17 protein-coding genes are annotated in these 25,216 nt (G+C 62.5%); 6 read left to right on the top strand and 11 right to left on the bottom strand.

The annotated features are described in order from the left end of the window. Positions 1 to 335 precede the first annotated feature (335 nt). Together NXC14_RS24505 and NXC14_RS24510 are read left to right on the top strand one after the other, a co-directional pair. The gene (locus NXC14_RS24505) at positions 336 to 1,667 is read left to right on the top strand and encodes an MFS transporter (protein ID WP_085780643.1); all 1,332 of its coding nucleotides are present in this window, start codon (positions 336 to 338) and stop codon (positions 1,665 to 1,667) included. Between the two features lie 71 nt (positions 1,668 to 1,738). Then, the gene (locus tag NXC14_RS24510) at positions 1,739 to 2,269 is read left to right on the top strand and encodes an alpha/beta hydrolase (RefSeq protein WP_085780644.1); all 531 of its coding nucleotides are present in this window, start codon (positions 1,739 to 1,741) and stop codon (positions 2,267 to 2,269) included. Between the two features lie 442 nt (positions 2,270 to 2,711). On the opposite strand, the gene NXC14_RS24515 is transcribed toward NXC14_RS24510, so the two are convergent. The 10 genes from NXC14_RS24515 to NXC14_RS24560 all read right to left on the bottom strand — a co-directional run bounded on the left by NXC14_RS24515 (position 2,712) and on the right by NXC14_RS24560 (position 17,348). Beyond that, positions 2,712 to 3,179: a cyclic nucleotide-binding domain-containing protein gene (locus tag NXC14_RS24515; protein WP_004679746.1), complete on the bottom strand. Its 468-nt coding sequence runs from the start codon at positions 3,177 to 3,179 to the stop codon at positions 2,712 to 2,714. Between the two features lie 97 nt (positions 3,180 to 3,276). Then, positions 3,277 to 5,991, bottom strand: coding sequence for an ABC transporter ATP-binding protein (locus tag NXC14_RS24520; RefSeq protein WP_085780645.1), 2,715 nt, complete (start codon positions 5,989 to 5,991; stop codon positions 3,277 to 3,279). Positions 5,992 to 6,152: 161 nt separating this feature from the next. Further along, positions 6,153 to 7,319, bottom strand: a complete 1,167-nt coding sequence (locus NXC14_RS24525) for a glycosyltransferase (RefSeq protein WP_085780646.1) — start codon at positions 7,317 to 7,319, stop codon at positions 6,153 to 6,155. Next, positions 7,316 to 8,563: a glycosyltransferase gene (locus tag NXC14_RS24530; RefSeq protein ID WP_085780647.1), complete on the bottom strand. Its 1,248-nt coding sequence runs from the start codon at positions 8,561 to 8,563 to the stop codon at positions 7,316 to 7,318. The genes NXC14_RS24525 and NXC14_RS24530 overlap by 4 nt, the downstream gene beginning before the upstream one ends. A 9-nt stretch (positions 8,564 to 8,572) precedes the next feature. After that, entirely contained in the window at positions 8,573 to 9,781 is a 1,209-nt protein-coding gene (locus NXC14_RS24535) for a glycosyltransferase family protein (protein ID WP_085780648.1), read from the bottom strand. Between the two features lie 97 nt (positions 9,782 to 9,878). Next, positions 9,879 to 11,051, bottom strand: coding sequence for an ABC transporter permease (locus NXC14_RS24540; protein WP_085780649.1), 1,173 nt, complete (start codon positions 11,049 to 11,051; stop codon positions 9,879 to 9,881). After that, positions 11,051 to 12,049 (bottom strand): ABC transporter permease, encoded by a 999-nt coding sequence (locus tag NXC14_RS24545; protein ID WP_085780650.1) that lies wholly within the window; start codon positions 12,047 to 12,049, stop codon positions 11,051 to 11,053. Before NXC14_RS24545 ends, NXC14_RS24540 begins: the two co-directional genes overlap by 1 nt. Before the next feature lie 3 nt (positions 12,050 to 12,052). Beyond that, the gene (locus NXC14_RS24550; protein WP_085780651.1) at positions 12,053 to 13,960 is read right to left on the bottom strand and encodes an ABC transporter substrate-binding protein; all 1,908 of its coding nucleotides are present in this window, start codon (positions 13,958 to 13,960) and stop codon (positions 12,053 to 12,055) included. After that, positions 13,960 to 15,849 carry an ABC transporter ATP-binding protein gene (locus tag NXC14_RS24555; protein WP_085780652.1) on the bottom strand — a complete coding sequence of 630 codons (1,890 nt, stop codon included), beginning with the start codon at positions 15,847 to 15,849 and terminating at the stop codon, positions 13,960 to 13,962. Before NXC14_RS24555 ends, NXC14_RS24550 begins: the two co-directional genes overlap by 1 nt. Positions 15,850 to 16,004: 155 nt before the next feature. Further along, the gene (locus tag NXC14_RS24560; protein ID WP_085780653.1) at positions 16,005 to 17,348 is read right to left on the bottom strand and encodes an adenylate/guanylate cyclase domain-containing protein; all 1,344 of its coding nucleotides are present in this window, start codon (positions 17,346 to 17,348) and stop codon (positions 16,005 to 16,007) included. A 966-nt stretch (positions 17,349 to 18,314) separates the two neighbouring features. Between NXC14_RS24560 and NXC14_RS24570 the strand changes: the two genes are divergently transcribed. Together NXC14_RS24570 and NXC14_RS33170 are read left to right on the top strand one after the other, a co-directional pair. Further along, positions 18,315 to 18,638, top strand: coding sequence for a DUF736 family protein (locus NXC14_RS24570; RefSeq protein ID WP_085780654.1), 324 nt, complete (start codon positions 18,315 to 18,317; stop codon positions 18,636 to 18,638). Positions 18,639 to 18,983: 345 nt separating this feature from the next. Then, positions 18,984 to 19,151, top strand: a complete 168-nt coding sequence (locus NXC14_RS33170; protein WP_198175578.1) for a hypothetical protein — start codon at positions 18,984 to 18,986, stop codon at positions 19,149 to 19,151. Between the two features lie 81 nt (positions 19,152 to 19,232). Here NXC14_RS33170 and NXC14_RS24575 read toward each other — a convergent pair whose 3' ends face one another. Continuing rightward, positions 19,233 to 19,532: a WGR domain-containing protein gene (locus NXC14_RS24575; RefSeq protein WP_085780655.1), complete on the bottom strand. Its 300-nt coding sequence runs from the start codon at positions 19,530 to 19,532 to the stop codon at positions 19,233 to 19,235. A gap of 490 nt (positions 19,533 to 20,022) precedes the next feature. On the opposite strand from NXC14_RS24575, the gene NXC14_RS24580 reads away from it, so the two are divergent. Both NXC14_RS24580 and traA read left to right on the top strand, forming a co-directional pair. Next, positions 20,023 to 20,505, top strand: coding sequence for a hypothetical protein (locus NXC14_RS24580; protein WP_085780656.1), 483 nt, complete (start codon positions 20,023 to 20,025; stop codon positions 20,503 to 20,505). A 329-nt stretch (positions 20,506 to 20,834) separates the two neighbouring features. Continuing rightward, the gene (gene traA / locus NXC14_RS24585; RefSeq protein WP_245362223.1) at positions 20,835 to 24,980 is read left to right on the top strand and encodes a Ti-type conjugative transfer relaxase TraA; all 4,146 of its coding nucleotides are present in this window, start codon (positions 20,835 to 20,837) and stop codon (positions 24,978 to 24,980) included. Positions 24,981 to 25,216: the final 236 nt, after the last annotated feature.

The raw sequence follows: 25,216 nt of genomic DNA on the forward strand, positions 1-25,216 counted from the left end.
CTGAACCCGATAGCGACATGAGGCGGAAAGTCGCAGTGCAGCAAAGATGCCGCAGTGCGGTAGAAATCATGTTGCGCTACCGCTTTGAAATCCTGATGAAATCGAGAAGGATTTTTTGCGCGCGCATGTCCCCTCAATATATCCGCAAGAGCCGGCCAGGCCAGCTTTTGCACCGGAAAAATAGCGGCTGGGGCCACGCAATTTTTCCTGACACGGCTCGATTTGCGCCGCGATGATGAACTATTTCCATATTGCGGACTTGATAAGCCTGCGGGTTTGATCAAGATCAGCCTGGGGCGCCTTGCCGGAAGCGCCTTAACGAGGAGGCGTTTTTCATGGCTACAACATCGCATTACGGACCGTCATCGTCGTCGCTCGAACGCGACGCGCGGCGCATTCACGACGACAAGCCGGTTTCGCCGGGCAGTATCGCCATCGGCGTGGTGATCGGCCGCATGTCGGAATTCTTTGATTTCTTCGTCTATGGCCTCGCCTCGGTCCTCGTTTTTCCGCAGCTCGTCTTTCCCTTCGCACCGGACAGGCTGACGGCGACGCTCTATTCCTTCGCCATCTTCTCGCTCGCCTTCCTCGCCCGCCCCGTCGGGTCCGTGGTCTTCATGACCATCGACCGGATGTACGGGCGCGGCACGAAGCTCACGATTGCACTCTTCCTGCTCGGCGGTTCCACGGCCTCGATCGCTTTCCTGCCCGGATATGCTGAGATCGGCGTCTGGTCGATCGCCCTGCTGGCGCTCTTCCGTCTCGGCCAGGGCTTCGCGCTCGGCGGCGCCTGGGACGGTCTGGCATCGCTGCTCGCGCTCAACGCGCCGCCCAATCACCGCGGCTGGTACGCGATGATCCCGCAGCTCGGCGCGCCGATCGGCTTTGCGCTGGCAAGCACGCTCTTCGGTTATTTCGTCGCCAACCTGTCCAGCGAGGATTTCCTCTCCTGGGGCTGGCGTTATCCCTTCTTCGTCGCCTTCGCGATCAACGTCGTGGCGCTGTTTGCGCGTCTGCGCCTGGTCATGACCAAGGAATTCGGCACGCTTTTGGAGCAGCATGAGCTGGAGGCCGCACCGATCCTCCAGGTGCTGCGCGTTCACGGCCGCGACATCCTGATCGGCGCCTTCGTGCCGCTCGCCAGTTTCGCCATGTTCCACCTGGTCACCATCTTCCCTCTCGGCTGGATGAGCCTTTACGGCAACCAGCCGATCGGCACTTTCATGGTGGTGCAGGTGATCGGCGCCATGGTCGGCGTCATCGCCATCATCGCCTCGGGCCTGATCGCCGACCGCATCGGGCGCCGCGCCCAGCTTGCCATCTGCGCCGTCATCATCGCCGTCTTCAGCTTTATCGGGCCCATCCTGATCGCCTCCGGCAATAATGGCCACGACGCTTTCGTCATCATCGGCTTCGGCGTGCTCGGCCTGTCCTTCGGCCAGGCGACAGGCTCGATCTCGTCGCGCTTCGGCCGCGGCTATCGCTATACCGGTGCAGCCTTCACCTCGGATCTCGCCTGGCTGGTCGGCGCAGGCTTTGCGCCGCTGGTGGCGCTCAGCCTCTCCAGCCGTTTCGGCCTGACCTTCGTCGGTTACTACCTTCTCTCCGGCGCCATCTGCACGCTGGCCGCGCTGGCCTTCAGCAAGGCGCTGGAACAGCGGGAATAGGATCGAGACAGTCCGCCGGGAAACCGGCGGCTGCCTTAGCATCTATCGCAGAGAAGAGCGGCATCGTCGAAATGCAACATTTGGTCGTTGGCGATATCCACGGCTTTCCCGAAACCTTTGTCGAGCTGCTGGATGCTGGCAGCTTTCAGCGCCATGGTTTGCAACTGGCCGACCTGAGCGGGCGTCCTGATCTACGTGGGGACGCGCTTCATGACCATCTCTTCAACCAGGACGGTATGCGGCATGCGATCCGGGCACTTCGTGAGATCGACGGACGCGGGTGCTTGGGGATCGGTTTTAGCGCCGGTGGGACGGCTCTGTGGAATGCGGTCAGAGAGGGTCTTGAACTCCAGGCGCTGATCTGCGTGTCATCAACCAGGTTGCGCTTCGAAACGTGTCCCCTCGATATACCCACCATGGTCTTCTGGGGAGAGCTCGATCCATACCGGCCAACTGAAAGCTGGAACAACGCTGTTCCCCAGTGCTGGAAAATCTACGCCGGCAAGCAGCATGATTTTTATCGGCTCGATGCGCTTACAGTGCGATCTCCGTTGAGGTCGGATATTGCCGCCTTTGTCGAAGGCCGAGGCCCGTTTGAATAGGGCGTATTCTGTGTCGCTTGGCCGCTTTGGCCTGAATTTCGTCGATTACTACTGCCCGGCGCCATCTGCGCGCGGCAGCACTCGCCTTTCAGCAGGGCGCTGGAGCAGCGTGAATAGGCGGATTTGGACACGGGAGCTCGCGCCTCGGACAACAGCCCCTCATCCGCCTGCCAGCACCTGCTCCCCGCCTGCGGGGCCAAGGGGGCAAGCGGCGAGCCCTCTGTTCCTCGCCAGCCTCTCGCTGGGCACGTCCCCTCGCCCCGTTTACGGGGAGAGGGTTAGGGTGAGGGGCAGCCACGCGGCACAAAGGCTGCAGCAGCGGTGGCCTGCCGCCTGCATCTGCTGGACATTGCAAATACAACACGTCAGGACATCAAACAGGTCGAAATGCTGCGCCTCGTCGATGGCGCGCAGAAATGGCCGCCGAAATCTTGATTTGATCTTACTGCGCCATCTGCGGCTGCTTTGCCGCCCGCGCTGCGGTCAATTCCGCCGTCGTGTGATTAAGGCGGTCGGCGAGCACGCGCATGATTTCCACGGCCATTTCGGGGAAGTCGCTGAGCAGCTTTAAAAAGTGCTCTTTGCTGATGCGCAATACTTCGAGGGGCGAGGTGGCCCGCACTGTCGCCGTGCGTGAGACATCGCAGAGAATGGCGATTTCGCCGACGATGGAATTGAGCTCGACGTCGGCGACCTTGATCTCGCCTGCCGGCGAGGAGACGATGATGTCGGCGCTGCCGGAAAGGATGACATAGGCGGCATCGCCGACATCGCCCTGGTGGAAGAGATCCTGACCGGCTTTGTAGGTCATGCGGTCGGAGGTGAAGGCCAAAAGCTTGAGTTTCGCTGGTGCAATCCTGGAAAAGATCGGCACCCGGCGCAGCATTTCGACTTCGTCTCTCAACAGCATGAGCGTTTCAATCCCCTGACGCAGGGTTCTTGGAACCAGGCGCCTCAATTCCGGGCGTTCCCCCGGGAACGCCTACCATCGCCGCCCCCATAGAATATTACGATAACAGTTCCTTGAACATACCGTTTTTCTCGGAAAGTTCCGGATAGTTTCCCGCTTCCGCCAGCCCGCCGCGGTCGAAGAGCAGGATCCGGTCGAACATTTCGGCAAGCCGCGCATTCGAAAGCACCCAGATGATCGCCGGGCGCTCACCTTCCTTATGCAGGTCTTCGATGATGTTGCGGGTGATCTGATCCTGAACGCGCTGGTCGAGTGCCGACAGCGGCCGGTTGAAGACGAAATAGTCCGAGCGCTTCAGAAGCGCGCGGGCCAGGTTCAGCTTCTGGCGCTGCACCATGGTCAGCCGCTTGCCGCCGGAGCCGACGTCGAATTCGAGGCCGATCGACAGAACATCGTCATAAAGGTCGAGTGCGTCGAAGAGCTCGCCCATGATGGCGCGGATGCGGTCGGAGGCGTCGGCCTGCTGATAGGCGATACGGCCGAAGAGCACATTGTCCATCAGGCTTGCCGACGGGGTGAAACGCTCGGCGTCGTAGCGCTCTATCAGCTCGGCGAGATCGGCCGGAATATGCGCATGGAACTGCTTGCGGGCGCTGACGATCTTGTCCATCAGCTCGTTGGTCAAAAGGCCGAAGCGATGGCGCGGCTCAATATAGGCGAAGCTCAGCCGGATGATGGCGGAGCGCTCCTCAGGTGTCGCATCCTCGAAGCGGCGGCTTTGCAGCTTCTGCAGCAGCGCCTGATAGGTCGGAATGTCATCCGCCGTCATGAAGGTCAGCTGCTGGAAGAAAGGATGATCCGGCGGCAGGTCGTGAAAGAGTTCGACGGCGTTTTCGGCAATCTCCAGGCCCATGGCGTAGAGATCGGTGCTGAGGCCCGTCTCGCGGAACAGCTGCTGGAAATAGGGATGGGCGGCCAGCCGGCGGTTGGTCATCAGCGGCCGCTTCATCGTGCCGAAGAGCAGGTTCTCACCGACCGTTGCCTGGGCATTGTAGGCGTCGAAATCGAAAGGCACGACGATGCCGTCAAGACCTTCGTCGCGCAGCCGGTCGCGCAGCGAGGCTCGCAGCGCCACGACATGGTCGCTGACCGCCACATGCACCTCGGTATTGACGTTCGAGCGCAGCGCCAGATCGAGGATGTCCTGCGAAATCTGCACGGCGTCGAGCACCGGCCGGATCGCTTTCAGGAGATCTTCCGGTCCATTGGCGCCGGCCGCCTGGTAATCCACCCAATCGCTGTTGAGGTCTAGCGTCGGGTTGCCGGCCTTCACCGCCTCGATGGAATGCCATTTATACTCCTGCGCTTCCTTCTCGTCGTAGACGGCGTCGATCATCGGCGCGTGCTTGAGGCCGTAGAGCAGATTGCTGGCGAGCGTGCCATGGAAGAAGAAGGTGTCGGCCGAGGCATAGGAGATGCGGCGGCCGGTGATCGATTCCGGCAGCTCGAGCAGGTCGCGTCCGTCGATGGTGATGCGGCCGGAGTCGGGCCAGATCATCCGGCCGAGCGCTTCGGCGAAGGCTTCGGCGCCGCTGCCGTTCGGACCGACGATCGCAACCGTCTCATTCGGCTTGATTTCGACCGAGACGTGGTCGACGAGGCGGGCGCCGCTGTCGTCGGAGAGCGTCAGATTGGTGACGACGAGTGCGCTGGTCAGTGGGCCCACGGGTGCGGTCGCCAATTCCTGGATGTGGCTGTCAATCAGGGGCTCGACGTTGAACTGCTCGTAGACCTGCTGGTATTTCACCTGCACGTCCTGGCGCATCTGGTCCCAGTCGATCAGCTCCTTCAGCGGCCCGGGCAGGTCTTTGTAGGCTGATATGACGGCGACGAGCTGGCCGATGTCGAGCCGGCCCTGCAGCGCGAGATAACCGCCGATCGCGTAGAACAGGAAAGGCGTGACCTGGGCGAGAAAGTTATTGATGAACTTCACCAGGAACTTCCACTGGTAAAGGTCGTAGCGGATCGAGAAGATGCGGCCGAGCCGCCAGGCGATATCGGCGCGTTCGAGGTTGGATGTGTCGTTGCCGTGGATCGTGCCGATGCCTTCGACGATTTCGCCGACGCGGCCGGAAAGCTCGCGCGCCGTCAGCTGCCGCTGGCGGCCGAGATCCAGCAGGCGCTTGCGCATGCGCGGGATGACGACCGCCTGGACGCCGACGATGGCGGCGGCGATCATGCCGAGCCAGAAATTCTGCACGATGATGAAGGCGAGCGCGGTGATCGCCTGGCCGCCGAGCAGGGCAGGCGAGACGAAGGCGTCGCCGGTGAAGCCGCCCATCGGCTCCACCTCGTCCTTGATCATCGTAGCGATCTCGGCCGATTTCACCCGCTTGAAATGGGCCGGCGGAAACCGCAGCACCCGGTCGATCAGTTCGAAGCGGATGCGCCGCAGCATGCGTTCGCCGAGCCGGCCCTTATAGGTGTTGATGTAGAACTTGAAGAGCCCGTTCAGCACCACCAGCGCCAGGAATACCAGACTGAGAGCCATCAGCATCTGGAAACGGTCGAGCTGCACGCCCTTGAAGAATTCCACATGGCCGATCAGCGGAATGTCATAGGCGATATGCATGAAAGTCTGGGTTGCGCCGGGGCCTTCAAAGCCGTCGCCCTGGATCGGTCCGTTGACGATCTGCTTCGGCAGATCGAAGGACAGGAAATAGGGGATCATCGAGGCCGCGACGACAGCCAGGATCCACAGCTGCTGCAGCCGCGTGTTCTTCCAGATATAGCGGGCGAGGCTCTTTTCCATGGCTAACCTTCAGCGTGCTGGGAAATTCCGAAGGCGCGATCCGGGCGCGGGGAGGGTAGGAATTGTCGAGAACAGGACCATGCAGCCGGACCGCCGATATCGCAATGAAAACAAGGCGAAGGGACCGGCTGCAGACAGGCCGATTCTCGCCGGAACTCTGCTTATATCACAGGACTTTTAAATAAGGCGAGCGATTCGGCAATCAGCGAGCGAATGATGGCAGCCGTCTTCTCCGCCCCGTCGAGATCGAGCGAGACCGGCTCCTGCCGAGGCGCTGCCAGCGCCTTTTCGACAGCCTCTTTCATATGGGCCGAGGTCAGCCCCTGTTCCGGCAGGATATCGGCAAGGCCCAGCGCCTGCAGCCGTTCGGCGCGCACCGTCTGCTCGGTCTCGCCGCCGGCGACGAAAGGGATGAGGATCGGCCGGCACTCGGTGCGCAAGAGGTCGCCGACGGTGTTGTAGCCGGCCTGCGAGATCGATACCCTGGCACCGCGCAAGAGCGAAGGAAAATCCCTGCGGAAGCGCACCAGCGTCACATTCGGGGCTGCGTCCCGCGACAGTCTGGCGAAATCGGCCTCCGGCAGGTTGGGACCCGAGATCAGCAGCCAGCGAAGATCGACCGGCAGCAGCGCCGCCGCCTCCTTCGCCGCGCCGATCAGCTCGGCGCCGACCGCGCCGCCGCCGGCCGAGGCGATGATGTCGAAGGTTTCCGTCGGTTCGGGCGCCGGCGGCGGCGCGACGAGGCCGGTATACCGCAGCCTGTCGGCGATCTCAGGCGTCAGCGGGAAGGTATCCTCGAGCCTGACGAAGCCGGGATCGCCATGGACAAGCACGGCGTCGAAGTGATCCTTGACCAGGGCGACCGTCTCGGCGTCGCGGCCGGCCTTGCGGTTTTGCTGCAGGATGTCGCGCACCGAGCTGACGAGTTTTGGCCGCGGTTCGGCCTCTTCGATCGCTTGAAGCAGGGGCAGAAGTTCGAAGCGCATCTGCCGCCGGCCAAAGGGGAAGGCCTCGATGATGACGGCATCGGGCCTTGCGGCATGGAAGGCGTCGAGCAGCAAGTTCCGGCGAGCGGCCAGGAATTCTTCGCCGGCCGGCCGGCCATCGGCATCGGCAAGGCCGGAGAAACCGGCATTGCTGGCGACGACCGCCGGCAGGGCGACGGTCTTCACGCCCTCGCCGGGAAAACCCGGCACCGGCAGGCCGCCGGTCACGACGGTGACGTCGAAGCCGTCCCTGACGAGTGCATTGGCGATGCGGCTGGCGCGGGCGATGTGGCCGATGCCGAGCAGATGCTGGACATAGAAAAAGATGCGCGGTGCCATCATGACGCCTTCTGCCATTCGGCCTCGAACAGGCCGGCGAGCTGCCTGATGCTGGAATGATAATCGAAGTCCTCGCGCACCCGCCTTTCGGCGGCGTCGCCGAGGCGCTGGCGCAGCGCCGGATCGCGAATCGCCGCCTCCAGCGCGCTGGCGAGCAGCGCCGGATTCTCCGGCGGCACGACGAGGCCGTTCTCGCCGTCCGTCAGCAGCTCCGGCACGCCGGATACCGTGGTGGAGATGCAGACGAGGCGCTGGCTCGAGGCCTCGACCAGCACGTTCGGCAAACCGTCGCGGTCGCCGTTGGCGGCGATGCGGCAGGCGAGCGCAAAGAGATCGGCGCGGCGGTAGTGATCGAGCACGTCTTCCTGTGCCATGGCGCCCTTCCAGACAATGCGGCCGGAGAGGCCGAGCTCGGCTGCGAGCGCCTTCAGCCTGGCAAGCTCGTCGCCGCCGCCAATATGCTCCATGCGCCAATGGAGATCAGCCGGCAGCTGCGCCAGCGCCCGCAGCAACACGTCGTAGCCTTTCTTCTCGACCGCGCGGCCGACGCTGAGAATGAAGGCCGGATCGGCCGGGTCGTTGCCGGTTCTCTCGGAATGCGCGCCGGAAAAATGGCCGAAGCGGGCGAGATCGAGGCCGTGATAGCTCAAATGTATGGCCTGCTTGCGCGATGTCAGCATGCGCATGTGTTCATAGCCAGTCCGGGTGCAGGTGACGGTCCAGCGGGCGCTCTTCAGCTTTTCCTTCAATTCCCAGTCGGGCGAGGTCCATATGTCCTTGGCATGGGCCGAACAGGTCCAGGGCGTGCCCGTCAGGATGCTCGTATATTCCGTCACCGAGGCCGGCGTATGGATGAAATGGGCATGCAGCCACTCACCGCCGTCACGCCACTCGCGCGCCAGCACCAGCGCTTGGCCGAGGCGACGGAAGCGGTTGCGGGAGAGATCACGCTTGAGGTCGGCGAAGAAGCGCTTGATCAGTGGCTTGAAGCCGGGTTTGCCGAAGCCGGCTGCCAAGCCTTTGAGTACGCGGATCGGCTCCTCGTGCAGATATTCCGGCAGATAGAGGACAGGCGCCTTGATCTCGTCATGCACCGGATGGCGTTTCTTGTCGGTCGGTCGGCGCATGGAAATCAGCGTCAGGTCGAAGCCGGCCCGTTCGAGGCCGAGCAGTTCCTGGGCGATGAAGGTTTCCGAAAGGCGGGGATAGCCTTTCAGCACGACGAGGATCTTGCGGCGTGGCGGCAAGGCTGTGCCCTATTCTGCGCCGACGACGGCAAGGTGGGTGGCGCGGCCGTCGAGCCATCGGCCGACAGTCTGCGAGATGTGGTCCAGCCCTTCGAGATGCATATTGCTGCCGCTTTTCGACGGCGGCAGCCGGGAGGGCAGGCGCTTCAGCGCCGCGGCCATGATGGCCGGATCGGCCGATTGTTCCGGCAGCAGCATGTCGACGAGGCCTAGCTCACTTGCCCGCTTTGCGCGCAGCAGCTGTTCCTCGCGCGGCTTGACGCGCGGCACGATAAGGGCCGGCTTGTCGAAGGAGAGGATCTCGCAATAGGTGTTGTAGCCGCCCATGGCGACGACGCCGGTGGCGCCGGCGATCAACTCTTCCATATGATTGTCGAACTCGATCACCTCTATATAGGGAATGGCTTCGCCCTTCTGCACCAGCTTGGCGCGCTCGGCGGCCGGCATATAGGGCCCGAGCACGACGAGCGCCTTCTGCGTCAGCGTCGGATCGGCCTCGTAGGCGTTCATGACGTCGTGGACGAGATCGGAGCCGTCGCCGCCGCCGCCTGTGGTGACGAGCAGGTAATTGTCCTTGCGGGCGTTGATCGAGCTCTTGCCCTTGGAAACGCTGCGCTGCAGGAAGCCGACAAAATCCATTTTCCGGCGCAGGCTGGCCGGCACGTCGAGACCAACGAGCGGATCGTAGAAGTCAGGCGGGCCGTAGACCCAGACGCTGTCGTAATATTGGTCGATCTTCTGCATGATGCTGTTTTTCTTCCACTCGGCCTCCAGCAGATGCGGCGCGTCCATGATCTCGCGCAGGCCGAGCACCAGCACGGTGCCGCGGGCCTTGAGATAGGCGAGCGTATCCTCGACCTCGCCCTTCAATCCCATCGGCTCCTTGTCGACGATGAAGATATCCGGCTGGAAGGTCTCGGCCGTATGGCGGATGCTCGATTCGCGCATCTTCAGCGTCTCGTGGAGATCGATATGGCTGGCGAGCGACGTATATTCGCCGTTGCGCAGCTTGATGACGCTCGGGATCTTCACGAAGTCGACGCGGGCGCGGTAATCGAAGGCGCCGGCGATCGTCGCCCCCGAAATGATCAGGATGTTGAGGCCGCGATAGTCTTCGACCAGCGCATGGGCGATGGTGCGACAGCGCCTGAGGTGGCCGAGGCCGAACGTGTCGTGGCTGTACATGAGGATGCGAGCATCTTCGAGACGTCTGGCCATGGGTGTTCCCTCCGGGGTGAACAACATGAATTAGTACCCCCACCGTCCGGAGGCCAAGAGGCGGGCGCGGTGCCGGAAGGCGCCGCCGAGCGTCCCGCTATTTGTAGGGATCTGCCGCATCGCGCAAGCCGTCTCCCAGAAAGTTGAACGCCAAAATGACAAGAACAACAGGAATGATCGGAAAGAGCAACCAAGGATAGAAGGCGATGACGCTGACGCTTTTTGCCTCGGTGAGCAGAATGCCCCAGCTGGTGATCGGCGGCCGAAGACCGAGGCCGAGGAAGGAGAGCGCGGTCTCGCCGAGGATCATGCCGGGGATCGAAATCGTCGCCGAAGCGATGAGATGCGACATGAAGCCCGGGACCAGATGGCGGCCGATGATGCGCGGCGTGCTGGCGCCCATCAGCTGCGCGGCCTGTACGTAATCCTCCTCACGCAGCGCGAGAAGCTTGGAGCGCACGGCCCGCGCCAGTCCGGTCCAGTCGATGATGCCGAGGATGACGGTGATGCCGAAATAAATGACGATCGGACTCCAGGTCACCGGCATGATGGCGGCGAGCGCCATCCACAGCGGCAGGCTCGGCAGCGATTGCAGCACCTCGATCAGGCGCTGGACGATGAGGTCGAAGACGCCGCCCCAGTAGCCGGCAAGGCCGCCGATGACGATGCCGAGGACGAAGCTGATCGAAATGCCGATCAGGCCGATCGTCAGCGATATGCGCGCGCCGTAGAGGATGCGCGACAGCACGTCGCGGCCGAGCCGGTCGGTGCCGAGCAGAAACATCTGGCCGCCGATCGCGGGGCAGACGAGATGATAGTTCGAGGCGACGAGGCCCCAGAACTTATAGGAATCGCCGCGGCAGAAGAAGCGGATCGGCTGCACGTCGTTCGGCCTGTCGGTATAGACGCGGTGCAGCGTGTCGAGATCGAGCGTCATGCTGCGGCCGTAGACGAAGGGACCGACGAACTCGCCCTTGTCGAAGAAATGGACGCGCTGGGGTGGCGCGTGGATGAAATCGACATTGCGCGTGTGCAGGCCGTAGGGCGCCAGGAACTCGACGATCAGGATCATCAGGTAGATGGCGGCAAGGAAGATGCCGGAGATCAAGGCGAGCCTGTGCTGCTTGAACTTCCACCACATCAGCTGTTTCTGCGAGGCGAGATGGATGCGCGATTGCGCCGCCGTCATGCTCTCGGTCGCGTGCGGATCGAAGGGCGCGGTGGAGACGTAATGCGGCAGCGGCGCGCCGGGTGCGGGAAGGGGCGACATTATTTGGTGCTCCTGCCTTGCAGTCGGATGCGGGGATCGAGGAAGCCGAGGGCGATATCGGAGATCAGCACGCCGATGACGTTGAGGAAAGCGAGGAACATCAGGAAGGAGCCGGCCAGATACATGTCCTGGCTCTGCAGCGCCTTGATCAGCATCGGCCCGGTCGTCTCCAGCGACAGGACGATGGCGACGATCTCGGCGCCCGAGATGATCGACGGCAGAATCGAGCCGATGTCGGCGATGAAGAAATTGAGCGCCATGCGCAGCGGATATTTGACCAGCGCCCGCATCGGATGCAGGCCCTTGGCGCGGGCTGTCGTCACATATTGCTTCTGCATCTCGTCGAGAAGATTGGCGCGCAGCCGCCGGATCATGCCGGCCGTGCCGGCCGTGCCGACGATGATGACGGGGATCCAGAGATGGGCAAGGATCGACTTCGCCTTTTCCCAGCTCATCGGCGCGTTGAGATATTGCTGGTCCATCAGGTGGCCGATCGACAGCCCGAACCAGACATTGGCGAAATACATCAGGATCAGGGCCAGCATGAAGTTCGGAACAGCGATGCCGAGCAGGCCGAGAAAGGTCAGCCCGTAATCGCCCCAGCTATACTGATGCGTCGCCGAATAGATGCCGATCGGAAAGGCGATCAGCCAGGTGAGCAGGATCGTCGTGAAGGAGACGAGGATCGTCAGCCACAGCCGTTCGCCGACGACGTCCGAGACTGGCAGCTGGTATTCGAAGGAATAGCCGAAATCGCCGTGCAGCATGCCGGCGACCCAGTAAAAGTAGCGCACGATTTCCGGCTTGTCGAAGCCGTATTGCTCCCGCATTTCCTCGATTTCCTGGAGATTGGCGGTCTCGCCAGAGGCGCGCAGCTCGGCGATCTGGCTCTCGAAGAAGTCGCCGGGCGGCAGCTCGATGATCGTGAAGACAAGCGCCGAAATGACGAAGAGCGTCGGCACCATGGCGGCGATGCGCCAGAGAATATATCTGAGCACGCCTCAGGCCTCCTTGTACCAGAAAACATCCGGCATGTAGACGCCGAGATAGGAGGTGGGATCGAAGCCGTAGAGTGCTCTCTCCGGCAGGTTCTGCAGCTTGGCGGCGCGAAGGATCGGCTGCAGCGTGCTGTTGATGAGGCCGATAGAGAAGACCTGCTGCGTATAGAGCGACAGCATTTTGTGCCAGATCGCCTGACGCTCCTCGAACTTCGCCGTCGAGCCCCATTGGCCGAGCAGGTCCACCAGCTCTGCAGCTTCCGGGAGGTCTGGTGCGACGCCTTCCTGGCCGGCGGAGAGATAATGCATGCCCCAGAGCGGCCATTGCAGCTGATCGTCGAGCGTCGGCGCAAGACCGGACGGCGACATGTCGGCCGTCGGCACGCCGTTGTCGAGACCATACCAGATCGACATCATGATCGTGCCGCTCATGGCGCGGTTGCGGAAGACGTCGCGCTGCGAGGTGCGGGTATAAAGCGCAAGGCCGATATCGGCCCAGTGATCGTGCACCAGTTCCAGCACGTCGGTATCGAGATTGCTTTCGCCGGCGGTCTCGACGGTGATCTCGGCGCGCCGTCCGTCAGGCAGCAGCCTTATGCCGTCGTCGCCGCGCTTGGCTAGGCCAAGCTCGTCGAGCAGGCGGTTGGCCTCATCGGGATCGAACTTCACGAAGGCGTCGGCATATTCCTGCTTGAAGAGCGGGCTGTCGGGCAGCACGGTATCGGCGCTCGGAGTGCCCAAGCCATAGAAGGCGACCATGTTGATCTCGTGCCGGTTGATTGCCAGCGACAGCGCCCGGCGCAGCCGCGCGTCGCGGAAAAGGCCGCGCCACACCTCGTCGGCGCAGTTGAGATTCGGCAAGAGCGTGATGCGCGAGCCGCGCGCGACCTTCCAGAGATTGACCTTTACGGGAAAGCGCTTCTCCGCCTCTTTAAGGAAGGTGTAGTCGTTGAAATCGATGCCGGTCGCCTGCAGGTCGGCCTCGCCCGCACCCGCTTTGGCGGCGATGATCGACGAGGAAGAGACGTTGAGGACGAAACGGTCGAGATAGGGAAGCTGCCTGCCGTTTTCGTCGACGCGATGAAAGAACGGGTTGCGCTCGAAGACGAACTGCTCGGCTGGCAGCGCCGTCGTATTGTGCCAGGGATCCAGCGTCGGCAGGTTGGGATTCTCAGGCCGGTAGGAGCGCGCCATCTTGATGTGCAGGTCCTGCCATTTCTTGGCGCGGTTGGCCTGCATCATCTGTTCCATCTTCGCCTGGTCGGGCTGATACTTCTTGTGGAACTGCTTGAGGTAATGCGCCGGCCCGAAGATGACGAGGGGTTGCGGGCCTGCCAAGCTCGGCAGGAACATCGGGTTGGGTTTTTCCCAGGTATAACGCACCGTCAGCGGATCGAGCATCTCGAAGCGCGGCAGGCTGCCGTGTGGACGAAGCTCGAGCGCACCGCCGCCGGGTGTTAGCTTGTCGTTGAGGATGACGTCTTCCCACCAGTAGCGGAAATCATCGGCCGTAAACGGCGCTCCGTCCGACCATTTATGGCCCTCGCGCAGCGTGAAGGTGAAGACTGTGTCGTCTTCGGAGCGGAAATCGGCGAGAATGTCAGGCTGGAACTGCAGATGCTTGTCGTAGCCGACCAGGCGGGCATAGCCGTAGATCGTCATGAAGCGGATGTCTCGCTGGCTGCCGATGATGGTGCGCACCGTGCCGCCATAGGCGCCGGGTTCGAGCCCCATCTCCTTCAGGTTGAAGATGCGCGGGCGGGCGGGAATGCGCTCTGCCATCGGCGGCAGGCTGCCGGCGGCCAGCCGCTCTTTCAGGAATTCCGGTTCGACGGCCTGTTCGGCGCGAAGCACTGCCGGCGCGATCGCAGCGCCGACGAGGCCGCCGAGGAATGTGCGACGCGTCACCATCAGCGCAACTCCCGGATATCCGCGCCCTTGCGGGCGCGCACCAGATGGCCGTCGCCGAGATCGGCATAGGCAAGCTCGGCCGCGTCGTCATGCTCGGCGGTGAAGGTCTTGCCCCAGTTCTGCTTGTCAGCGGCGCCGTTTTCCCGGAGCGCCTGGAAATCGAGCGGCCGGTCGAGATCGGGGAAGGGCACGGCGGCGAGCAGCGATTTCGTGTAGGGGTGCACCGGATCGCGCAGGATGATTTCGCGTGGAGCGATCTCGACGATGCGGCCCTTGCACATGACCGCGATGCGGTCAGCCATGTAATCGACGACAGCGAGATTGTGCGAGATGAAAAGATAAGTGAGCCCCAGCTCCTTCTGCAGATCCTTCAGGAGGTTGAGGATCTGCGCCTGCACCGAGACGTCGAGCGCCGACACCGGCTCGTCGAGGATGACGAGTTTCGGGCCGAGTGCGAGTGCCCGAGCAATGCCGATGCGCTGGCGCTGCCCGCCTGAGAAGCTGTGCGGATAACGGCTGAGATAGCGCTTGTCGAGGCCGATCGCCGCCATCAGCCCTTCGACCTTGCGCTTACGCTCGTCGCTGTCACCTCGGTCGTGGATCTCCAACGGTTCGCTGAGGATGTTGCGCACCGTCATGCGCGGCGAAAGCGAGGAGACCGGATCCTGGAACACCATCTGGATCTTGGTGCGCATATCCTGGAGAGCCTCACCGCGAACGGAAAGCAGGTCGATCACGTCCTTGCCATCGTTGAACACCACCGCGCCGCTGTCCGGCGTGATGGCGCGCATCAGGATCTTGCTGACGGTTGTCTTGCCGCAGCCGGATTCGCCGACCAGGCCAAGACATTCGCCGCGGCGGATATCGAAGCTGACATCGTCCACAGCGCGCAGCACGGTAGCCTCGTGCTTGCCGAGAAAACTGCGCTTGCGCGTCTTGTAAGTCTTTGAAAGATTGGAGACTGAAAGCAACGTGCCCGGGGTTTCCGCCTGCTGCGGCTTTTTCTTGCCGACAAGGGCCTCGAGATTGACCCGCACATCCCTCAGCGCCTTCAGCCGCTCGCCGGGCTTCATGTCGAAATGCGGAACGGCGGCCATCAGGGCCTTGAGATAGGGATGCTGCGGGTCGCGGAAGATCGCCTCGACCGGCCCGGCTTCCATGATCTCGCCGTGATAGATGACGACCACCTCGTCGGCCATGTTGGCGACAATGCCGAGATCGTGGGTGATGAGCAGCATCGCCATGCCAAGCTTGGCCTGCAGGTCGCGCAGCAATTCCAGGATCTGCGCCTGAATCGTCACGTCGAGCGCCGTCGTCGGCTCGTCGGCGATCAGCAGCGCCGGCTTGCAGATCAGCGCCATGGCGATCATCGCGCGCTGGCGCATGCCGCCCGACAGTTCGAAGGGATACATGTCGTAGGTGCGGTGCGGATTGGAGAAGCCGACGAGGCCGAGCATCTCCTCGGTCCTGGCGCGCGCCTCCTGCTTGTCGATTTCGGTGTGGATCAGCAGCACTTCGCTGATCTGGTTGCCGACAGTGTGCAGCGGCGAGAGGGAGGTCATCGGCTCCTGGAAAATCGTCGCCATGCGCTTGCCGCGCAGATCGCGCATCTCTTCGCTGTCGCGCGGCAGCGACAGGATATCGGTCGTGCTGCCGTCGAGCGGATCGGTAAAGAGGATGCTGCCCGACGCTTTCGCCGGATTGGGCAGGATGCCCATGATGGCTTGGCTAATCACAGATTTGCCGGAACCGGACTCACCGACGAGAGCGGTGACCTTGCCCGGAAGAATGCGGAGATTGGCTTCTTTTACGACACGCAGGCGGTCGCCGAAAACCGAGAAGGAGACGTCGAGATTCTCAATACGCAACAGATCGGCAGCGGACGCCATACCAATGAAATTCCCCAGTCTTCTATGTTCCCGTTAAGGCAACACTATCGTACCGCAAACGGGGTGTCTAGCTGATGACAATCAAGGGGAAATTGCTGCGTTTCTCCATCTCTGCCCGAAAGAACCGGCAGTTCTAGCGGCCGCAACCTGGCGTTTTACTGGATGAACTTCTCCATACTTGTGCGCTTGACCTGTTTCTTGGCGTCGCGGTGCAGGAGAATGACCTGTTCGGCTTCTGAAAGTCCGTTCTGCACGGCCTCTCGGAAATGTTCGTCGACATGAATCTCCGGGGCCGGGGCACGTGGCTGCAGCACAGTCACCTTCTGGCGGATGCCGCGCAGTTTCTCCTCGCCGAGCGTCGTCCATTCGCCGCCGCAATAGCCGGCGAAGGCCTGACTGGCGACGACTTCGCGGCCGTATTTCTTGGTCAGGATCTGCAGACGCTGCACCTCGTTGACCGCCGATCCGAAGGCGGAGAAGGTCAACCGGTCCTTGAGGCCGACATTGCCGAACATGACGTTGCCGACATGCAGGCCGATGCCGTAGCCGATCCTGGCCAGACCCTTCTCCTCGCGGTCGCGGTTGAGCTCGGCCACCCGCGCCTGCGCCTGGTAGACGGCGGAAAGCGCTGCCTCGCAGGCGATTTTCGACGGGTCTTTGTGACGCCCGCAGGGATAGACGGCCAGAAAGCCGTCGCCGAGGAAGCTCAGAATCTCGCCGCCGTTGCGGTTGAAGGGGGCGGCGATCGCGTCGAAGAACTGGTTCAGCGTATCGATATAGGACTGCCTTCCTTCCTTTTCGGCATACATGGTGGATTCGCGCATGTCGCCCATGACGAGCGCCGCACGGATCGTCTCGCCGTCGCCGCGGCGGATCTGGCCGTTCAGCACCCGCTTGCCGGCGTCGCCGCCGAGATAGGTGGTCAACATGTTGTTGGCGAGCTTGCCGAGCACCGCCATCTTGGCGGCGACCGCCAGATGGTTCTGCATCCGGAGCAGCGCGTCGATCATGTCGTCGGTAAAACCGTCGTGATGGTCGGTCGACCAGGAGCCCATCATGCCTTGCACCGAATCGTCGCCGAAGGGCTGCACGAAGGCGAGGTAATCGGTCATCCTGTCCTTGCGCAGGTCCTCGAAGATCGGGAATTCGGCCGGCCCTTCCTGCATCAGCCGCCGGCGGATGTGCTGCAGGTTGTTGTCGAGCAGGTAATAATAGGGGCTCTGCAGGAAGCGGTCTGGCTTCTGGCCAGCGGGCATCCGGAAGCCCTCGATGGTGACGCCGCTGGCGCGCCGCCAGGTGAAGCTTAGCGCATCATAGAGCGGATGCAGCATCGAAAAGGTCAGGTGCACGCGCGCGATCGGCAGGCCCGCGGCGGCAAGTCGTTCGCAGAAGCCGCGCACGATGTTTTCGAGGTCGTCGCCGGCCAGCGAGGAATGCGTCAGCCATTCGGCGACCCGGTCCAACAGGATGGAGGACACGCTGGATTCGATCGTGCTCATTCTCGGTATGATCCTCATAAGGCACGCCATCCCCAAGAGCCAAAAATCCCCCGGCCGACGCATTTTCATGCGCAGGTCACAAGGAAATCAGGATGTACGAGCGGTAATAATTGTCAACGATCTGCCGAAAGCCCGGCAGCAGCGCCCCCCGGATGGGGGATCGGACGGGAGGTCCTTTCTCGGTGGTTCAATATCCAACTCAGATAGGGATGCTGCATATGCGAAACAATGGGACCCGGACTCTTTTGTGCGTCGAAGTTACGGCAAAGGCTGCCGCCGGGGCATTTCGGCCACACCCCCCGGAGGAGGGGTCTAAATACCGCCCGAGGCCGCCAAGAATGCCCGGGGACGGGAGCGCCGGTTGGCCGCCAAGGCACAATAGCAGCCCAGCCAGGCTGGCATCGAGATGGCGGGCTGGCTGTTGCTGCTGACGTCGCTCACAGCCGACGACTGGCCGCCGAACGGCTCGCCTCGGCCTATCGGCTGCGATGGCAGATCGAGCTGAGCTTCAAACGCATGAAGTCGCCGATCGCTTGGAAGACCTTCGCGCAAGGGATGCCGACCTGGTCCGCCTGTGGATTAACACCGCCCTGCTCGCCGCGCTGCTGGCGAAAGACGACCTGCCGACGCTCGATTCGAGGCGCCGGACACTCTCCCCTTTTGCTCGAGCCGATCGAGCTTGCCGATCCGGGGTCTCGTCGGCATCTCTATCGCCGTCTTGCACCGCGCCACTGATCCTCGCCCTCTTGCTCAGCGCAGAATTGGGCTGCCGTGATGGTTGTCACCGGCTTCGGTCGCCGTTCAGGACCATTCCCGTTCTCTTGTGTCGCCTTTCTAAGGGACCGGCCGCCGTCAGCGTCAACCCGCAAGGGGTTCCCCTGCGCTGGCGCTCCGGTGACGCCTGCGGCTCGGTCCCTTCTTCGGGCGCCATCGGGAATGGTCCCGAGCAACCGAAGGAGACATACAATGGCAACCACCATCGCAGCCCTGACGCAGAAGACCGACGGCAGCCTTGAAGGCATCTTTGCCACCATCCGGGTCAACGCCCCGATCGCCATCGTTCCCAACGCCAGCAAGGCGAGCGACGACGCACCCGACTACCGCATCATCCACCGCAAGACCGGCTTCGAAATAGGGGCGGCGTGGAACCGCATTGCCCGCCAGACCGGCGAGGAATATCTCTCCGTCAAGCTGGAGGCCCCTGACATCGGCGTGATCTTCGGCAACGTCGCCCAGGCTCCTGGCGGTGATCCCGGCAAGAAAGTCATCCTCTGGAACAGCCCGAACTGAAGAGCGACTCGAGCGGCCCCGAGCAATCGGGGCCGCCTTCGCCGTTTCGCGATTTGTTACGCGCGGTATCGGGAGTGAACGCGGGCATCGAGCCCGCATTCACTCCTCCTGTCGTGCCACACGAGACCAAGGACTGCCTGCTCAGATATCCGAGTCTGCCGTGAGGCTCGTGCCGCCTCAAGGACTTCGCGGCCCCTCCAATTTTCAGCCGGCGCCCTGAAAGGCACCGTCAGAAAATCGGTTCCTCCGCTCGCCGGCTCCGCCGGTCGCTGACGCGATCCTTGACCCGGCCCGACCCCCACGACCCGGGGCGTCATCTTTCACATCATTCAGGAGATGACGACGATGACGGTTGCACTCGAAATTCAGGTTGAAGAACTGCGCGCCGAGCTCAGGAACGCCGATCCCGCCGAGCGCCGCCAGATCGAAGCGGAGCTGGAGATCGCTCAGGCCGAACTGACTGTAGCGATCGCCGAACAGGAGGGCACCATCGATGCTGCGCCACCCTTCTGAGGGTGGCCTTTGCCTTCCCGCCTGGGCCGGCACGCCGGATCGACCGGCGCGTCGCCCCGAAGCTGTGCTTCACATCAAAGATTACCGGTTATGAAGGCTTCCCGGACAGCTCCAGACCATGGGTTCACGTCGGATTCTTGTGTTCGGTCTATAGCCGCGCGCCCGTTTCGTCCGAAGAAGATCAAGGAACATGCTTACTGCATCCTCTTCCTTGTCGAAGTGATGCACCATGGCCTGGCCGGTCGTTCCGATGCGTCCCCATCGCCGCGTCAAGCAGGGCGTGCCGAACAGCGTTGGTTCGATCGCAAGCACGTAGAAGCGCGCCATATTTTTCGTCGCGTCCGTGCGTTCGATATAGAGCTGATAGGGCTGAGCGAGCATGACGGAAGAATCGCTTATTCCAGCTTTTGCGTCCAACGACACTTGTGAATCGGTCGACCCGCACCGATTCATTTTCGTGATGATGGCCGAAACCGACGATAGTGGGCGAGCCGGCCAATGGTCGCCGGGGGCTATTCGCTTCGATCACGCAAGCCCACAAGCGACCTCCGCCTCCGGTCGCCGGTCTCGTTGGATGATGTGAGCGAATGATCGCCGAGGGGTTCTATCCTCGATGCGTCTCCCGCCGGCTCACGCCGGAAGCGGTCGCGGCCCCTTCGGGTCCGCGGGTCTTCTTCTCTCTGACGTCCTATTTTACTCCAGCAAATCCGGCGTCAAGGACGGCGCGGTCGCCCCCAATTTTTCCGCCGCTGCGTTTCACTGCGCTCTGGAAAAATCGGTTCCCCCGCTTGCAAGCCGCGTTCCGCGGTCCTTGACCCCTCTTTGCAACAGAGGCGCCGATCTCCGTCATCAAGATGAAGGAGATCACATTATGACAACCAATCAGAACCTCATGCTCTACACCAAGCTTGCCGGTTTCCGACTCGTCGTCCTGGCAAACCGCTTCGGCTGCGACAGCAGCTTCTCGCGCGAGCTTCACGATCGCCTGGTCGATGGACTCGAGGCGGCAATTGATCGGATCCACGTCATCATGGAGTTGCAACGGAGGGTTCTCATCGGGGACGATGAATTCGCCGAATATCAGCTGGAGGGTGAGAACGAGATTTTCGGGCGCTTCACCATCAGTCTGCTGGACGATCTCGAATTTGATTGCGACACGCATGAATTCCGCGTCAACGGCGGCGATTGGATGAACGCTTGGGCTGCCGACGCCACTGGCGTCGATATCAACTATCCCAAGCTCGTCGCGCTTATCGAGGACGAACTCGGTTCGCTGGCGCCAATCATCGAGGATATCACGTTAGCAACCGGCATACCCGTCTATGTGGCGCGTGCCGTTCAATGGGCCGGGTAGCAGCGCCCAAATTCCGAGGAGTCGCAAACAAGGCAGCCCCTCAGTCGGCGGTCGTCTCTAAAGCGGAATTGATCGTTTTGTATCCACCCTATCCAGCGAAGAACAGGATGTGAATGGAATTGAAGTCTTGGCCGCAGATCAGGAGCGGTGGCTTACCGCCCCATCCCGGCCAATCGCTATATTCATGTAAAGCTTCCGATCAGAGTTAGAAAGTAAGCATAGCTCGCCATGGCCGCCATGCGCCATTGCCAGCCATCCCCAGCCGTTGCACCACCGCTATACTAACTATAATAAAATAGTTAAATAGGCTATTTTGCATCAATCTGAAAATGTCGCAGCCGCAATTCCGGTCGATAGGCGCGTTTCGGAAAAGCGGCATCGGCCTGTTGAAGGCGTGGAAGATCGCCTGGGCGGAGACGGCCAACCGGCACCTGGCGCTTGCCGGTCATGAGATCCGGCTCGACGGCCGCTCCTATGCCGAACAGGGCCTCGACGGTATCGCGCAAAAACATCTCGGGCCGGAGAAGGCAGCCCTCGCGCGCAAGGGCAGGGAGCTTTACTTCGCGCCGGCCGATCTCGCCCGCCGGCAAGAGATGGCCGACCGGCTGCTGGCGGAGCCGGAGCTTTTGCTGAAGCAGCTCGGCAATGAGCGCTCGACCTTCGACGAGAAGGATATCGCCAAAGCGCTGCACCGCTATGTCGACGATCCAGCAGACTTCACCAATATCCGCGCCCGGCTGATGGCGTCGGATGAACTGGTGATGTTGAAGCCGCAGCAGCTTGACGCTGAGACCGGCAAGGCGTCGGAACCGGCAGTCTTCACCACACGGGCGATGCTGCGCATCGAATACGACATGGCGCGTTCGGCGCGGGTTCTGTCGGAGCAAGCAGGCTATGGGGTATCGGCTCGGCAGGTCGATACGGCGATCGAGCGCGTCGAGAGCGGCGATCCACAAAAGCCGTTCAAGCTCGACGCGGAACAGGTCGATGCGATCCGTCATGTCACCGGCGACAGCGGTATTGCGGCTGTTGTCGGCCTTGCCGGCGCCGGCAAATCGACGCTGCTGGCGGCAGCCCGCCTTGCCTGGGAAAGCCAGGGGCGCCGGGTGATCGGTGCCGCCCTTGCAGGCAAGGCGGCGGAAGGCTTGGAAGACAGTTCCGGCATCAAGTCGCGCACCCTCGCCGCCTGGGAGATGGCCTGGGCGAATGGCCGCGACACACTCCATCGCGGTGATGTGCTCGTCATCGATGAAGCCGGCATGGTGTCATCCCAGCAGATGGCCCGTGTGCTTGACATCGTCGAGGCGGCGGGCGCGAAAGTCGTTCTCGTCGGCGACGCCATGCAGCTACAGCCGATCCAGGCGGGTGCAGCCTTTCGGGCGATCAGCGAACGCATCGGTTTTGCCGAGCTTGCCGGCGTGCGCCGCCAGCGTGAAGAATGGGCGCGTGAGGCCTCGCGGCTCTTTGCCCGCGGCGAGATCGAGAAAGGGCTCGACGTTTATGCCCGGCATGGTCACCTTGCCGAGGCGCGCACGCGCGCGGAAACGATCGAGCGGATTGTTGCCGACTGGAGCCAGGCGCGTAGAGAGGCAATCGGTCGATCCGTTTCCGAGGGCAGGGATGGTCGGCTGCGCGGGGACGAACTGCTCGTGCTTGCCCACACCAATGACGATGTCGGCAAGCTGAACGAGGCGCTGCGTCAGGTGATGGCAGGCGATGGTGCGCTTTCCGACAGCCGCACCTTCCAGACGGCACGCGGGGCGCGGGAGTTCGCCGCAGGCGATCGCATCATCTTTTTGGAGAACGCCCGCTTTCTCGAGCCGCGGGCCAGCAGTTATGGTCCGCAATACGTCAAGAACGGCATGCTCGGCACGGTCATCTCCACCGGCGACAAACGCGGCGAAGCGCTGATGTCGGTTCGTCTCGACAACGGCCATAAAGTCGTCTTCAGCGAAGACAGCTATCGCAATGTCGATCACGGCTATGCCGCAACGATCCACAAAGCCCAGGGTACCACCGTCGAGCGCACCTTGGTGCTTGCCACCGGCATGATGGACCAACACCTGACCTATGTAGCGATGACGAGGCATCGCGATCGCGTCGATCTTTATGCGGCAAGGGAGGATTTTGAGCCAAGACCGGAATGGGGACGCAAACCGCGTGTCGATCATGCCGCCGGCGTGACCGGCGAGCTTGTCGAAACCGGAGAGGCCAAATTCCGGCCTGATGATGAGGATGCCGACGACAGCCCCTATGCCGATGTCAGGACCGATGATGGAACCGTCCATCGGCTGTGGGGCGTGAGCCTGCCAAAGGCGCTCGAGGAAGCCGGCGTCTCTGAGGGCGACACCGTCACGCTGCGCAAGGACGGCGTGGAGCGGGTCAAGGTCCAGATTGCCGTTGTCGATGAAGAGACAGGTCAGAAGCGTTATGAGGAGCGGGAGGTCGACCGCAACGTCTGGACGGCCAGGCAGATCGAAACCGCCGAAGCGCGCCAGGACCGCATCGAGCGGGAAAGTCATCGGCCGGATCTGTTCAAGCCGCTCGTCGAGCGGCTGTCGCGCTCCGGCGCCAAGACGACGACGCTCGATTTTGAGAGCGAGGCCGGTTATCGGGCTCATGCGCAAGACTTCGCCCGCCGCCGCGGGTTCGATCATCTCTCGCTGGCCGCGGCCGAGATCGAGGGGGACATCTCGCGTCGCTTTGCGTGGATTGCCGCAAAGCGTGAGCAGGTGGAAAAGCTCTGGGAGCGGGCAGGCATGGCGCTCGGCTTTGCGATCGAGCGGGAACGGCGCGTCTCCTATAGCGAGATGCGAACTGAATCCCACCCAACTGAACCCCAGCCCCCCTCGGGCGCGAACGCCGGCAAAGCCGATTATCTGATCCCGCCGACCACCGAATTCGCCAGGAGCCTCAATGAGGATGCGCGGCTGGCGCAGTTGTCATCCCCGGCGTGGAAGGATCGGGAAACGCTGCTGCGACCGGTACTGGAAAAGATCTATCGCGATCCGGATGGCGCACTTGTCGCCCTGAATGCGCGTGCTTCAGAGGCCGGCGCCGAACCCCGCAGGCTCGCCGACGATCTTGCCGCGAGCCCCGATCGGCTTGGCCGCCTGCGCGGCTCCGAGCTCATCGTCGACGGACGCGCAGAGCGCCAGGAGCGGAATGTCGCCTTGGCGGCTGTGACGGAATTGCTTCCCATGGTTCGCGCCCATGCGAGCGAGTTCCGCAGGAACGCCGAACGGTTCGAGATCCGTGAGCAGGCGCGTCGCGCGCATATGTCATTGTCGATCCCGGCGCTCTCCGAAGGCGCCATGGCGCGTCTCATGGAGATCGAGACGGTGCGCAACAGGGGCGGGGATGATGCTTATAAGACCGCCTTTGCGCTTGCCGCGAAGGACCGCACGGTCGTGCAGGAGATCAAGGCGGTCAGCGAGGCGCTGTCTGCCCGCTTCGGCTGGAGCGCCTTCACCGCAAAGGCGGATGCGATTGCTGAACGCAACATGGCCGAGCGCATGCCGGAAGATCTGGCGGCCGGCGAGCGCGATAAGCTGACCCACCTGTTTGAAGCCGTCAAACGTTTTGCCGAGGCGCAGCATCTGGCCGAACGGCATGACCGCTCGAGGGTCGTCGCGGCGGCCAGTGCCGTTGCGGACCAGGAGCAAGGCAAGGGGTCAGGCATGAAGCCGGGCAAGGAGAATGTCACCGTGCTGCCCATGCTTGCCGCTGTCACCGCGTTCAAGATACCGATCGACGACGAGGCGCGGTCGCGGGTTCTCTCCGCTCCTTTCTACCGTCAGCAGCGAGCGGCACTGGCGAACGTGGCAAGGACGATCTGGCGCGATCCGGCAGGCGCTGTCGGCAAGATCGAGGAACTGCTTGCAAAAGGCTTTGCTGCCGATCGCATCGCTGCTGCGGTGACCAATGATCCGGCTGCTTATGGCGCCTTGCGCGGCTCCGGCCGTCTGATGGACAAGATGCTGGCTTCCGGCCGGGAGCGTAAAGATGCGGTGCAGGCCGTGCCCGAGGCGGCCACCCGGCTGCGCTCTCTCGGGAGCGCCTATGCCAATATCTTCGATGCGGAGCGCCAGGGCATCATCGACGAGCGCCGGCGCATGGCGGTTGCTATTCCCGGCCTGTCGAAGGCGGCGGAAGAGGCGCTGATGCGTCTCACCGCTGAGGCGAGGAACAAAAGCCATCGGCAAAACGCATCGCCTGCCTCTCTCGATCCGGGCGCCCGGCGGGAGTTCGACGACATCAGCAAGGCGCTCGACCAGCGCTTCGGTCGCAATGCCATCATCCGCGGTGACAAGGATCTCATCAACCACGTGCCAGAGGCGCAGCGCCCGGCCTTCGTCGAGATGCAGGAGAGATTGAAGGTCCTGCAGCAGACCGTCCGCGCGGAAAGCAGTCAGCAGATCCTCGCCGAAAGGCGTCACCGGGCGGTCAACCGCGGCCGGGGAATCGATCTCTAAAGGTCGCTGAACAACCGCATTGCTTGGCGTTCATGCGCCGCTGTCGGCTACTCGCTTTCACGCTGGGGATGTGGTGGTCTCCTCTGTGCTCAGATGTTTGAAAACGTTCACCCAGAAGCGGAAGTCACCGGAGCGGCGGTCAGAGCGCGCGCCCAATTGTCAAAGCTGATTAGGAATGCGACTCTGCCAACCGATTAGAAACGCGACACTGGCTGCTCGGATCGGCCCCCGATCCG

Origin of the sequence: Rhizobium sp. NXC14, assembly GCF_002117485.1 — a bacterium.
Lineage (GTDB): Bacteria > Pseudomonadota > Alphaproteobacteria > Rhizobiales > Rhizobiaceae > Rhizobium.